This window comes from Streptomyces phaeofaciens (assembly GCF_014648915.1).
Taxonomy (GTDB): Bacteria; Actinomycetota; Actinomycetes; order Streptomycetales; family Streptomycetaceae; genus Streptomyces; species Streptomyces phaeofaciens.
This window is the reverse complement of sequence record NZ_BMSA01000027.1, coordinates 83,220-96,506: the sequence shown is the minus strand read 5'-3', so window position 1 is coordinate 96,506 and position 13,287 is coordinate 83,220. Positions and strand designations below refer to the sequence as shown.

Sequence of the window (13,287 nt, the reverse complement as noted above, 5' to 3'; positions counted from 1 at the left end):
AGCGCCGGGCAGCACTGAGGGGCCGTACCCCGGAAGGTACGGCCCCTCAGTCAGGAGCTACTGCTCAGTGAGCGTTCAGCTCTGGCCGCCGGCCAGCTTCTCGCGCAGAGCGGCGAGCGCCTCGTCCGAGGCGAGCGCGCCGGAGGTGTCGGCACCCTCGGAGGAGTACGAACCGCCACCGGCCGCGGCCGGAGCGGCAGCCTCGCCGCCCTCGGCGGCAGCGGCCTCGTCGGCCTCGCGGGACTTGATGACCTGCTGCTGGTGCTGCTCGAAGCGGGTCTGCGCCTCGGCGTACTGGTGCTCCCACGCCTCGCGCTGGGTCTCGTAGCCCTCGAGCCAGTCGTTGGTCTCGGGGTCGAAGCCCTCGGGGTAGATGTAGTTGCCCTGGTCGTCGTAGGACGCGGCCATGCCGTACAGGGTCGGGTCGAACTCGACCGAGGCCGGGTCGGCACCGAAGGCCTCGTTGGCCTGCTTCAGCGAGAGGCTGATGCGGCGGCGCTCGAGGTCGATGTCGATGACCTTGACGAAGATCTCGTCGTTGACCTGGACGACCTGCTCCGGGATCTCCACGTGGCGCTCGGCCAGCTCGGAGATGTGGACCAGACCCTCGATGCCCTCGTCCACGCGGACGAACGCACCGAACGGAACGAGCTTCGTGACCTTACCCGGGACGACCTGACCGATCTGGTGGGTCCGGGCGAACTGCTGCCACGGGTCTTCCTGCGTCGCCTTCAGCGACAGGGAGACACGCTCGCGGTCCATGTCGACGTCGAGGACCTCGACGGTGACTTCCTGGCCGACCTCGACAACCTCGGAGGGGTGGTCGATGTGCTTCCAGGAAAGCTCGGAGACGTGGACCAGACCGTCGACGCCACCCAGGTCCACGAAGGCACCGAAGTTGACGATCGAGGAGACCACGCCGGAGCGGACCTGACCCTTCTGGAGGGTCGTGAGGAAGGTCTGGCGGACCTCGGACTGGGTCTGCTCGAGCCAGGCGCGGCGGGACAGGACCACGTTGTTGCGGTTCTTGTCCAGCTCGATGATCTTGGCCTCGAGCTCCTTGCCCACGTAGGGCTGGAGGTCGCGGACACGACGCATCTCGACGAGGGAGGCCGGAAGGAAGCCACGGAGGCCGATGTCGAGGATGAGACCACCCTTGACGACCTCGATGACGGTACCGGTGACGATGCCGTCTTCTTCCTTGATCTTCTCGATCGTGCCCCAGGCACGCTCGTACTGAGCGCGCTTCTTGGACAGGATCAGACGGCCTTCCTTGTCCTCCTTCTGGAGGACCAGGGCCTCGATCTCGTCACCGACGGCGACGACCTCGTTGGGGTCGACGTCGTGCTTGATGGAGAGCTCGCGGCTCGGGATGACGCCTTCGGTCTTGTAACCGATGTCGAGCAGGACCTCGTCCCGGTCGACCTTCACGATGACGCCGTCGACGATGTCGCCGTCGTTGAAGTACTTGATCGTCTCGTCGATCGCGGCGAGGAAGGCTTCCTCGTTACCGATGTCGTTGACCGCTACCTGCGGCGTGGTAGAGGTGGTCTCGGTGCTGCTCGTCATGTGGGAAAGGGCTCCGGTTACGGACAGAAAGTCGTAGGTACTGCTACGCCGGGAGCCCGTATCGCTCTGAAGAAGCCGGACAGCCAAGGAAGCGCCCCACCAGATAACTGGCGATGGCGCCTCGAAAACCGAGGGGACATACAACAGATGCGAGCGCAGCCTGCTAGGTCTGAGGTGCGCAGGCCCGCAGCGCAACTTGTAGCATACGGGGGCAGCCGGGCAGGGTCAATGCGCGAAGGCGCACACCCGGGGCGGATCGCCGCAATCCCGGCACACAAATCGTCTTCTGAGGCCACACAGGCCGCAGAAGATCCGTCCGGTGACACCTGAGCGGCGCCGCCGGGCGGGTTGCACGGAAGAGTACGACGAGGGAGCCGATCATCCAAGAGCCTGAATCGTCCGAGCAGCCGGCCTTCGAGCCGGAGGCCACCCGCCGCGACGCGGACGTCACGGAGAGCACCCGGGCCAACCGGGGCTGGTGGGACCGCAACGCGGACGAGTACCAGATCGAGCACGGCACGTTCCTCGGTGACGACCGCTTCGTGTGGGGTCCCGAGGGTCTCGACGAGCTGGAGGCCGAGCTGCTCGGCCCGCCGGAGGCCCTGAAGGGCAAGGACGTCCTGGAGATCGGCGCCGGCGCGGCCCAGTGCGCGCGCTGGCTGGCCGCGCAGGGCGCGCGTCCGGTCGCCCTGGACATCTCGCACCGCCAGCTCCAGCACGCCCTGCGCATCGGCGGCGCGTTCCCGCTGGTGTGCGCCGACGCGGGCGCGCTGCCGTTCGCGGACGGCTCCTTCGACCTGGCCTGCTCGGCTTACGGGGCGCTGCCGTTCGTCGCCGAGCCGGTGCTGGTGCTGAGGGAGGTGCGGCGGGTGCTGCGGCCCGGTGGCCGGTTCGTGTTCTCGGTGACCCATCCGATCCGCTGGGCCCTGCCGGACGAGCCGGGCCCCGAGGGCCTGACCGTCTCCTCGTCCTATTTCGACCGTACGCCGTACGTCGAGCAGGACGACCAGGGCCGGGCGGTGTACGTCGAGCATCACCGCACGCTCGGCGACCGGGTCCGTGACGTCGTGGCCGCGGGCTTCAAGCTGGTGGACCTGGTCGAGCCGGAGTGGCCGGCCTGGAACACCTCCGAGTGGGGCGGCTGGTCCCCGCTGCGCGGGAATCTGATCCCGGGCACGGCGATCTTCGTCTGCGAACGCGACTGACCGTCCGCCCGGCGACCTGTACGTCCGCCTGACCACCCGTACGTTCCGTGGCGTGCGTGCACGCGCGCGTAGGGGTGGTTCTCGCGCGCGTACGACACTGGGGGCGTGATCCTCCGTGACGACGCCCTGGACGCGCTGCCCGTGCGGGCCGCCCTGCCCGCCCTGAACGACGCCCTGGACGGGCACGGCACCGCGGTCCTGGCCGCGCCGCCGGGCACCGGGAAGACCACGCTGGTACCGCTGGCGCTGGCCGGTCTGCTGGGCGAGGGGCCGGCGCGCCGGGTGGTCGTGGCCGAGCCGCGGCGGATCGCGGCCCGGGCGGCGGCGCGGCGGATGGCGTGGCTGCTGGGCGAGCGGGTCGGCGCGAGCGTCGGTTTCACCGTGCGCGGGGAGCGGGTCGTCGGGCGGCACACGCGCGTGGAGGTCGTCACGACCGGTGTGCTGCTGCAACGGCTCCAGCGCGACCAGGAGCTGTCGGGCGTCGACGTGGTGATGCTCGACGAGTGCCACGAGCGGCATCTGGACGCGGACACGTCGGCCGCCTTCCTGTGGGACGTACGGGAGACGCTGCGGCCGGAGCTGCGGCTGGTGGCCGCGTCCGCGACGACCGACACGCAGGGGTGGGCGCGGCTGCTGGGCGGTGCGCCGGTGGTCGAGGCCGCCGGTTCCTCGTACGGCGTGGAGGTGGTCTGGGCTCCGCCGGCGCGTGCGGTGCGGCCGCCGCACGGGATGCGGGTCGATCCGGCGCTGCTGGCGCACGTGGCGTCGGTGGTGCGGCGGGCGCTGGCCGAGCGGTCGGGGGACGTGCTGTGTTTCCTGCCGGGTGTCGGGGAGATCGCGCGGGTGGCGGCGGGCCTCGGGGGCCTGGACGGGGTGGAGGTGCTCCAGGTGCACGGGCGGGCGCCCGCCGCCGTGCAGGACGCGGTGCTGGCGCCGGGCGAGCGGCGGCGGGTGGTGCTGGCCACGTCGGTCGCGGAGTCCTCGCTGACGGTTCCCGGGGTGCGGGTGGTGGTCGACTCGGGGCTGGCGCGGGAGCCGCGGGTGGACCACGCGCGCGGGCTGAGCGCGCTGGCGACGGTGCGGGCCTCGCAGGCGGCGGCGCGGCAGCGGGCCGGGCGGGCGGGTCGTGAGGCGCCGGGTGCGGTGTACCGGTGCTGGACGGAGGCGGAGGACGCCCGTCTGCCGCGTTTCCCGGCGCCGGAGATCAAGGTGGCGGACCTGACCGCGTTCGCCCTCCAGGCGGCCTGCTGGGGCGATCCCGAGGCGTCGTCGCTGGCGTTGCTGGATCCGCCGCCGGGTGGGGCGATGGCGGCCGCGCGTCGTCTGCTGACGGCTGTCGGCGCGGTGGACGCGGCCGGCCGGGTCACGGACCGGGGGGTGCGGCTGGCGCGGCTGGGGCTGCATCCCCGGCTGGGGCGGGCGTTGCTGGACGGGGCCCCGGCCGTGGGCGGTGAGCGGGCGGCGGAGGTGGTCGCGTTGCTGAGCGAGGAGGCGCCGCGGGAGTACGGCGACGATCTCGCGGCCGCGCTGCGCGCTGCCCGGCGCGGCAAGGACGCCTACGGTGCGCGGTGGCGGTCGGAGGTGCGGCGGCTGCGGGCCGTCCTCGCGACGGACCTGCCGGGCCCGCCCGCCGGTTCGGGTCCGCGGGGCGGTGGCCGGCCGGGGCCGGGCACCAAGGACGATCGGTTTGCGGGCGGGCGGGCGGGGCCGGACACCGGGGACGATCAGGTCGCCGGTCTCGTCGCCGCGCTGGCGTTCCCGGAGCGGATCGCGCGGTCCGACGGGGGGTCGTATCTGATGCTGTCCGGGACGCGCGCCGAGCTGCGTGAGGGTTCCGCGCTGCGCTCCGCTCCCTGGCTCGCCGTGGCGGTGGCCGACCGGCCCGTGGGGAAGGGGCACGCGCGGGTGCAGCTCGCGGCGGTCGTCGACGAGGAGGTGGCGCGGTTCGCGGCCGGTGCGCTGCTCGTCGAGCGGGAGGAGGTCGGCTGGGCCGGCGGGGATGTCGTCGCCCGGCGGGTCGAGCGGCTGGGGGCCGTGGAGCTGGCGGTGCGTGCGCTGCGGGACGCCGACGCCGCTCTGGTGCGCGGGGCGCTGGTGGAGGGGCTGCGGGAGGAGGGGCTGCGGCTGTTGCGGTGGTCACCGGAGGCGGACGTGCTGCGGCAGCGGCTGGCGTTCGTGCGTCTGCAGGTCGGGGAGCCGTGGCCGGACGTGTCCGACGCGTCGCTGCACGCGCGTGTGGACGAGTGGCTGGAGCCGGAGCTGAGCCGGGCGCGGCGGCGGAGCGATCTCTCGCGGATCGACGCGGGGCAGGCGCTGGGGCGGCTGCTGCCCTGGGCGTCGGGGGAGGCGGCGCGGCTGGACGAGCTGGCGCCGGAGCGGATCACGGTGCCGAGTGGGTCCAGGATCCGGATCGACTACGGGGATCCGGAGCGGCCGGTGCTCGCGGTGAAGTTGCAGGAGATGTTCGGGCTGCACGAGTCGCCGGCCGTGGCGGGGGTGCCGGTGCTGGTGCATCTGCTCTCCCCCGCCGGGCGGCCGGCCGCGGTCACGGCGGATCTGGCGTCGTTCTGGCGGGACGGTTACCAGGGGGTGCGGGCGGAGTTGCGGGGGCGGTATCCGAAGCATCCGTGGCCGCAGGATCCGGCCTCGGCGGAGCCGACGCGGCACACCAACGCGCGGCTCAGGCGGTGACGGGTTCCGCCTCGGTGTCCCTGGCCGGGGCCGGGCCGGCGGGGCGTCGGCCGCGGGCTTCCAGGTAGAGGGAGAGGGCGAGCAGGAGGATGCCGAGGGTGAGGAAGCCCCAGGGCAGGTAGGAGGTCAGCAGCAGGACCAGGGTGCGGTTGTGCTTGACGAGGGCGACGGTGTGCTCGATGTAGTCCTCGCGCATCTTCACGTGGCCGGCGAACGCGGTGACCTTGTCGCGGTCGCCGAGGAGGGTGCCGCCGCGCAGTTCCTCGCGGTGGATCTCCTCGCCGTAGACGGGTGCGCCGGTGAGGGGTTCGACCCAGAACTTGCGGACGGTGGTGTACCAGCGGGTGGTGCCGGTCTTGGCGACGGTCTCGGGGGTGATGCCCTGGACGGGCATCACCTTGGGCATGGGGACCTCGGTCCAGGGGATGGTCTGTTCGAAGTAGTAGACCTCGACGCCGCGGAAGTCCTGGGTGCCCTTGTAGTGGATGGGGGCGGTGAGGCGGGCCTGGGCGTCGAAGTACTCGTAGTCCCGTTTCTCCGTCATGAAGGGCCATTTGAACTCGATGCCCTCGCGGCGGACGGGGTCGCCGTCGACGGCCTCGCCGGTGGCGTGGACGGGTTCCTGGGTGTGGGCGTCGAAGATGTACCGCTCGGGGACCTTGGAGACCATCTTGCCGTCGGGGCCCTGGACGTAGGACAGGCCGTCCCAGACGACGACGTCGCGGCCCGCGGTCTTCTCGATCTTCTCGGAGGCCTCCACATCGCCCTTGAGGGTCTGCACGATGGTGACGCGGGGGACGGTGCGGGCGGTCATGGTGCCGTAGTCGAGGAGGGTGGCGTTCCGCGCCTCCAGGACCATGGTCTGGTACTCGTCGGCCGGGACCTTGGCCAGGCGGGGGAAGGCGTACCAGCGCAGCAGGGGGGACAGGGCCGTGAAGAACACGGCGAGGGCGAGCAGGATCAGGCTGGTCTTGCGGCGCATCTCGGCCTCCTTCCCGGGCGGTTACGGGTGTGCGGGCACGGTCGTCAGCATCGGTTCCGGGGAGGTCTTCCCGGTGGGGGCGCCCACGGCGGTGAGGGTGAGGACGAGTGCGAACGCGACGGCGAGACCGGTCGCGGCGGCGATCAGGGCACGCACAGGGGGCCTCCCTTAGCTGACAGGGCGTCAGGTGCGGCACCGTAGCAACGGGTGGTTGAGATGAGAACAGGTCGGACAGCACTGCGGCGCCCCTCCGTCGGGAGGGGCGCCGCGCGGGCCGGGCTGGAGCGGGGTTACGAGGCGGAGGTGGACGACTCGCTGGGCGTGGCGCTCGGGGACGAGGTGTCCGACGGCTCGGTGGGCTCCGGGCTGGGTGTCGTGGGCTCCGGCGCGGTGACGGTGAGTTCGACCGTCAGGGTCGCGCCGCCGGTGGTGGTGATGCGCAGGAGGAAGGTGCCGGTGGTGTCGTCCGCGTAGAGCTTCGGCAGCTTCAGCAGGCCGTTCGCGTCGGTCTTCAGGCCTGTCAGGGTGCGGACGGGGTTGCCGGTGGCGTCCTTGAAGAAGGGGCCCTTGTCGGCGGCGGTCGGGTCGTCGGCCGACTTCACCAGGGTGGCGGTGGCGGCGACCTGGTCGGCGACGGCGCCCTTGTAGGTGGCCTTCACCTCGACCTGATCGGCGAACTCGCCGCCCGCGACGCAGGTCGGGGCCGCGGTGCCGGTGCGGGCGAGGGTGTCGGCGGCGCGCGCGGTGACGGTCGCCTTGTAGTCGACGGCGGTGACCGTGCGGCCCACGACGGTGGCGCGGACGGTGAAGGTGCCGGTCTTCTCGCCCGCCTGGAGCGCGGGGGCGGCCGCGACGCCCTTGCGGTTCGTGGCGACCGTGGCCACGCTCTCGCCGCCGGCGAAGGTGGCGTCGGTGTCGCCGACGATGGTGAAGCGGACCCTGACCTTGGCGACGGCCTTGCCGGCCGCCGTCTCCGTGCGGGTGCTGATCTTCGTGGTGAACGCGTCGCCCGCCATGGCGGTGAGCTTCGCGGTGCCGGCGTCCTCCAGGTGGTGGACCGTGTCGGTCGGCGTGGGGGGCGTCGACGGGGTGCTCGGAGTGCTCGGCGGTGTGCTGGGGGTCGACGGGCTGGACGGCGTGTTCGGGGTGGACGGGCTCGACGGCGTGACGGGTGTCGTCGGGTCCGTGGTGTCGTCGCTGCGGTCGGAGGGCACGGTGCCGGTGCCGTCGGGGATCTCGTGGGTGCCCTTGCGGTAGTACTCCAGCCACGACATGACGGTGTTGTAGTAGTCCGTCGAGTTGTTGTAGCTGAGGATCGCGCTGCGCAGGCCGGACGTGGTGGACATGTCCCAGCTGAAGCGGCACAGGTAGTGGCCGGCGGCGAGCGCGGCGTCGTAGATGTTGTTGGGGTCCTTCTTGCCGTCGTCGTTGCCGTCGCGGCCCGCCCATTCCCAGGTGGAGGGGATGAACTGCATGGGGCCGACGGCGCGGTCGTAGGTGGCGTCGCCGTCGTAGGCGCCGTTGTCGGTGTCGCTGATGTTCGCGAAGCCGACGCCGTTGAGGACCGGGCCGAGGATCGGCGAGAGGGTGGTGCCGTCGGCGGAGACGCGGCCGCCGCGGGCCTGGCCGGACTCCACCTTGCCGATGGCGGCCAGCAGTTGCCAGGGCATGTTGCAGCCGGGCTTGGACTGCGCCAGCTCCGCCTCGGCCTTCTTGTAGGCGTCCAGGACCGTGGCGGGGATGCCGGCCTCGGCACTGCCGGTGGTGACGGGGGTGGTGTCGGCGCTCGCGCTCGGGGCGGGCAGGGGGCTGTTCAGCGGCGGCAGGTCCGTGTAGTAGGGCGAGTTGCCGGTCGCGCTGTCACCGGTGGCCTGGTCGGCGGCCGGGGCGTCGGCGGTGGTCTGCCTGCCCGTGGTGTCGGCCGTGACGTCCGGGGCCTGGGAGGCGGCCAGGGCCGCGACGGCCAGCGCGGCCACCGTGGTGTTGACGGCCCCCTTGCGCAGCCTGTTGCCGAAATGCGCCGACGACATGTAGTGAACCCCTCCCGTGGACGCCCGAGCGCCCATGTCCTTTTTCTGCACCACGCCTGTGGCTGTTGTGACGATCGGCCCGCCCCGGGGGTTGCGTCCGGAGGGGCTTCGCACCGTTCTGTTCTTTTGTTCGACTGCATCCGGCGGCACGGCAGCCCAAGCGACCCTACGACAACTTCTTTTGCACCGGCACCCGTTCGCGTGTCGATTTCATCCGCCGGCCGGGTTCCGTTCGCCGGGAACCGTCTCCCGCGCCCCCGCGTCGTCGATCAAGGGGCCGACCGGTCCGCCGACCCTCGCCCCCGGGAGCCGCGTTGCCGTTCACCCTGAGTCATGCGGCGGCCGTGCTGCCCGCCGTGCGCGCCGACGGCACCGGCCGCGGGCGGCTGGTGCCCGCCGTCCTGGTGGCGGGCAGCTTCGCGCCCGACATGACCTATTACGCGGCGAGTGTCGCGGACGAGGCGATGACGTTCGGCGACGTCACCCACTCCTTCCCGGGCGTGTTCACCGTCGACGTGGCCATCGCCTGGGCCCTGGTGGGCCTCTGGCTGCTGGTCCGCGAACCGCTGGTGGCCCTGCTGCCGCGCGCCCGCCAGGGCCGCACCGCCGCCCTGACCCGCAGCGGACGGCCCCGCGCGCGGACAGGGCCGGCCACGGTCCTGTGGTGGTACGTCTCCGCCGTGGCCGGCGCGCTGACCCATGTGGTCTGGGACGCCTTCACCCACCTCGACCGCTGGGGCATGCGGCTGTTCCCGGTCCTCGGCGAGACCGTCGCGGGCTCGCCGCTGTACTGGTACCTCCAGTACGGCGGCTCGGCCGTGGCCGCCGTCGTGATCGCCGTGTTCCTCACGCGCGCCCTGCGTCACGCGCCGGACGGGGCGCCGGACGGTGTGCCGGCGCTGTCGGTACGGGACCGGTGGTGGGCCGCGGCGGTGATCGGCGGCTGCGCGCTGGTCGCGGCGGTGCGCCGGGCGACCCGCTGGTGGGAGTACTGGGGGGCGCGGGAGGCCAAGCCGTGGGAGCTGATCCCGACCGTGTGCTTCGGCGCGGGCGCGGGCCTGGTGCTGGGAGTGCTGCTGTACGCCGTCGGCGTGCGGCTGTGGCGGCCGGCCGCCCGGGGTGCTGTGACCGCCGGGCGGCCGGAGCGGGTCACCGTCGGGGAGCGGAGCCGTCCGGGTGTTCGGTGAGGGGCGGCACGAGCCGTAGCGGCAGCGGGGCCGGCGGCGGTACGACGAAGAGGCTGATCCGGCGGGCCCTGCGGCGTCCGCGGAGCCGGCCGAGCGTGCCGAGCGCGAGGGCCAGGCAGCCGCGGGCCGTCTCGCACCACGGGCGCCAGGCGCCGTCCCGGAACCGGTGGACGAGCCGGGTGAGCCGGTCGAGCCGGTCAAGGACCCGGTCGCGGAGCCGTCTCAGGGCCGCGCGCAGGGCCGTGACCGGCGTCCTGGGGACGCGGGGCGTGGCGGCGCCGGGTGCGAGGGCGGGCAGGGGACGCGGCGCGGGGCCCGCGTCGGGATCGACCCGTGTGTCTGTGGTCGCCGTGGCGTGAACGCGTGCGTGTGCCGTCCGGCGGTGAAGCATGCGTATACCCATGGCGGCATCCTTGCGGGCGCGGGCGGTGGGCGGCGTTCTGGCGGGGGCCACGTGGGTGAGGGCCCTTCGGGGGATGTACCGCGCGTGACGGAGGAAGGGCACCGTCGGCCCCGCGCCGCGGCGGCGGCGGAGCGTGGCGGCGCAAGGGTGCGAGGGGTGGCACGGGGGTCACTGGGGGCACGGGGGGCACGGGGGTGCGCACCCCTCCGGGACGGGGAAGGGCCCCGTCCGCGGCGGACGGGGCCCTTCTCTCGGCTCGCATCGGGAACCGGTCGTGTCGGGAACGGCTCGAAACCGCCGGCGTCGGGAACGGCTCCCGCTCCCGCGCCGCAGGCTAGGCCGTGTCCGCGACCTAGTGCGCCGCGGACTCCCAGTCCGCGCCGGAGCCCACCGAGACGTCCAGCGGGGCCCGGAGCCGGACCGCGTCGCTCATCTCGCGGCGGACCAGCTCCTCCACGGCCGCGCGCTCGCCGGGGGCGATCTCCAGGACGATTTCGTCGTGGACCTGGAGCAGCATGCGGGACCGGAGGTCCGCGGCCCGCAGCGCGTCGTCCACCTTGAGCATGGCGATCTTGACGATGTCCGCGGCGGTGCCCTGGATGGGCGCGTTGAGCGCCATGCGCTCGGCGGCCTCGCGGCGCTGGCGGTTGTCGCTGTTGAGGTCGGGGAGGTAGCGGCGGCGGCCGAAGAGCGTCGCCGTGTAGCCCGTCGCCCGTGCCTCGTCCACGGCCCGGCGCAGATAGTCGCGGACGCCGCCGAAGCGCTCGAAGTAGGCGTCCATCAGGGCGCGCGCCTCGCCCGCCTCGATGTTCAGCTGCTGCGAGAGACCGAACGCCGACAGGCCGTACGCCAGGCCGTAGGACATGGCCTTGATCTTGCGGCGCATCTCGGCGTCCACGGCGGTCGGCTCGACGCCGAACACCTGGGAGGCGGCCGTGGTGTGCAGGTCCTCGCCGGAGGTGAACGCCCGGATCAGGCCCTCGTCCTCGGAGAGGTGGGCCATCACGCGCAGTTCGATCTGGCTGTAGTCGGCCGTCATCAGGGACTCGAAGCCCTCGCCGACGACGAAGCCGCGGCGGATGGCCCGGCCCTCGTCGGTGCGGACGGGGATGTTTTGGAGGTTCGGGTCCGTGGACGACAGACGGCCGGTCGCGGCGACCGTCTGGTTGAACGTGGTGTGGATCCGGCCGTCGGCGGCGATCGTCTTGATCAGGCCCTCGACGGTGACGCGGAGCTTCGCCTGCTCGCGGTGGCGGAGCATGATCACCGGGAGTTCGTTGTCCGTCTGGCCCGCGAGCCAGGCCAGGGCGTCGGCGTCGGTGGTGTAGCCGGTCTTGGTCTTCTTGGTCTTGGGCAGGCCCAGTTCGCCGAAGAGGACCTCCTGGAGCTGCTTGGGCGAGCCCAGGTTGAACTCGTGCCCCGCCGCCGCGTGCGCCTCCTTCACGGCCTGCTGGACGGCGCCGGCGAACATCTGCTCCATGGCCTCCAGGTGGGCGCGGTCGGCGGCGATGCCGTGCCGCTCCATCCGGGCCAGGAGGACGGAGGTGGGCAGCTCCATGTCGCGCAGCAGGTCCGCCGCGCCGACCTCCTCCAGCCGGGACCGGAACGCCTCGCCCAGGTCGAGGATCGTGCGGGCCTGCACCATGAGGGCCTCGGCCTCGGCGCCGTCGTCCGCGCCGAAGGCGAGCTGGCCGTCGGCCGCTGCGGCGGGGGCCAGCTCACGGCCCAGGTACTCCAGGGAGAGCGCGTCCAGGTCGAAGGAGCGGCGGCCCGGCTTGACCAGGTAGGCGGCGAGCGCGGTGTCCATGGAGACGCCGGCGACGGACCAGCCGTGCTCGGCGAACACGCGCATGGCGCCCTTGGCGTTGTGCAGGATCTTGGGGCGGTCCCCGGCGGCGAGCCAGGCCGCCCACGTGCTCTCGTCGGACTCGTCGAGCTGGGACGGGTCGAACCAGGCGGCCGCCCCGCCGTCGGCGGCGAGCGCGACCTCGGCGACCGAGCCGGTGCCCAGCGCCCAGGTGTCGACCGTGGCGACGCCGAGGGTCTTCGTGCCGTACTCGGTGAGCCAGCCGGTCAGCTCGCCGGTGCCGAGGACCGTGCCGTCCACCTCCACGCCGGCGGTGGCCACCGGGGCCGCCTCGGCCTCCTGGCCGCCGGGGTCGACGGCCAGGAGCCGCTCGCGCAGCGAGGGGTTCCTGATCTCCAGGGTGTCGAGGACCATCGCGACCGCCGTGCGGTCGTAGGGGGCGCGCTCCAGGTCGACGACGGTCCTGGGCAGCTCGACCGTGCGTACCATCTCCGTGAGGCGGCGGTTGAGCTTGACGGCGTCCAGGTGGTCGCGGAGGTTCTGGCCGGCCTTGCCCTTGACCTCCTCGACGCGCTCGACCAGCTCCGCGAACGAGCCGAACTGGTTGATCCACTTCGCGGCCGTCTTCTCGCCGACGCCCGGGATGCCCGGGAGGTTGTCGGACGGGTCGCCGCGCAGGGCCGCGAAGTCGGGGTACTGGGCGGGCGTCAACCCGTACTTCTCGATGACCTTCTCCGGGGTGAACCGGGTCAGCTCCGAGACGCCCTTGGTCGGGTACAGGACCGTGGTGTGCTCGGTGACCAGCTGGAAGGAGTCCCGGTCGCCGGTGACGATCAGCACCTCGAAGCCCTCGGCCTCGGCCTGGGTGGCGAGCGTGGCGATGACGTCGTCGGCCTCGAAGCCGTCGACCGCGAACCGCGACACGTGCATCGCGTCGAGCAGCTCGCCGATCAGCTCGACCTGGCCCTTGAACTCGTCCGGGGTCTTGGAGCGGTTCGCCTTGTACTCCGTGAACTCCTCGGAGCGCCAGGTCTTGCGGGAGACGTCGAAGGCGACCGCGAAGTGCGTGGGCGCCTCGTCACGCAGGGTGTTGGCCAGCATCGACGCGAAACCGTAGATCGCGTTCGTCGGCTGGCCCGTCGCGGTGGTGAAGTTCTCCGCGGGCAGCGCGAAGAACGCGCGGTAGGCCAGCGAGTGCCCGTCCATGAGCATCAGGCGCGGGCGGCTCTCGCCGGAGGGGGTGTCGGTCTTCTTCGCTGCTGTGTCTGCCACGCCCCCGATCCTGCCACGCCCCACTGACACTCGGCCCCGGCCACCACCGCTCCGGGGACCGACGGGGGCGTTGGGGGTGGCGGAGGACGGCGGAGATCGGTGCGGGGCCCGCCGGGGGCGCGGCGGGCGCGGGACCCTCGG

At 72.8% G+C, this 13,287-nt stretch carries 9 protein-coding genes; 3 read left to right on the top strand and 6 right to left on the bottom strand.

Translation table 11 applies throughout. The features are described 5' to 3' along the window. Positions 1-75: 75 nt before the first annotated feature. Entirely contained in the window at positions 76-1,569 is a 1,494-nt protein-coding gene (gene rpsA / locus IE275_RS35165) for a 30S ribosomal protein S1 (protein WP_189716701.1), read from the bottom strand. Positions 1,570-1,949: 380 nt separating this feature from the next. Between rpsA and IE275_RS35160 the strand changes: the two genes are divergently transcribed. Continuing rightward, complete coding sequence (locus IE275_RS35160) at positions 1,950-2,774, top strand: class I SAM-dependent methyltransferase (protein ID WP_189716754.1); 825 nt, start codon at positions 1,950-1,952, stop codon at positions 2,772-2,774. A 108-nt stretch (positions 2,775-2,882) separates the two neighbouring features. Beyond that, positions 2,883-5,465, top strand: coding sequence for an ATP-dependent RNA helicase (locus tag IE275_RS35155; protein WP_189716755.1), 2,583 nt, complete (start codon positions 2,883-2,885; stop codon positions 5,463-5,465). Here the strand turns inward: IE275_RS35155 and pgfA are convergent. The 3 genes from pgfA to IE275_RS35140 form a co-directional block, all read right to left on the bottom strand. After that, positions 5,455-6,447 carry a cell envelope lipid trafficking protein PgfA gene (gene pgfA / locus IE275_RS35150; protein ID WP_189716700.1) on the bottom strand — a complete coding sequence of 331 codons (993 nt, stop codon included), beginning with the start codon at positions 6,445-6,447 and terminating at the stop codon, positions 5,455-5,457. The two genes, IE275_RS35155 and pgfA, sit on opposite strands and share 11 nt — an antisense overlap. Positions 6,448-6,468: 21 nt before the next feature. After that, a complete protein-coding gene (locus tag IE275_RS35145; RefSeq protein WP_189716699.1) occupies positions 6,469-6,603 on the bottom strand; it encodes an SPW_0924 family protein in 135 nt (44 codons plus the stop codon). Positions 6,604-6,737: 134 nt separating this feature from the next. Continuing rightward, complete coding sequence (locus IE275_RS35140) at positions 6,738-8,477, bottom strand: lytic transglycosylase domain-containing protein (protein WP_189716698.1); 1,740 nt, start codon at positions 8,475-8,477, stop codon at positions 6,738-6,740. Positions 8,478-8,791: 314 nt separating this feature from the next. Here IE275_RS35140 and IE275_RS35135 point away from each other — a divergent pair, with 314 nt between their 5' ends. After that, positions 8,792-9,664, top strand: a complete 873-nt coding sequence (locus IE275_RS35135) for a DUF4184 family protein (protein WP_189716697.1) — start codon at positions 8,792-8,794, stop codon at positions 9,662-9,664. On the opposite strand, the gene IE275_RS35130 is transcribed toward IE275_RS35135, so the two are convergent. Then, positions 9,627-10,067, bottom strand: coding sequence for a hypothetical protein (locus IE275_RS35130; protein ID WP_189716696.1), 441 nt, complete (start codon positions 10,065-10,067; stop codon positions 9,627-9,629). The genes IE275_RS35135 and IE275_RS35130 overlap by 38 nt on opposite strands. A gap of 352 nt (positions 10,068-10,419) precedes the next feature. Continuing rightward, positions 10,420-13,146 carry a DNA polymerase I gene (polA, locus tag IE275_RS35125; RefSeq protein ID WP_189716695.1) on the bottom strand — a complete coding sequence of 909 codons (2,727 nt, stop codon included), beginning with the start codon at positions 13,144-13,146 and terminating at the stop codon, positions 10,420-10,422. Positions 13,147-13,287 lie beyond the last annotated feature (141 nt).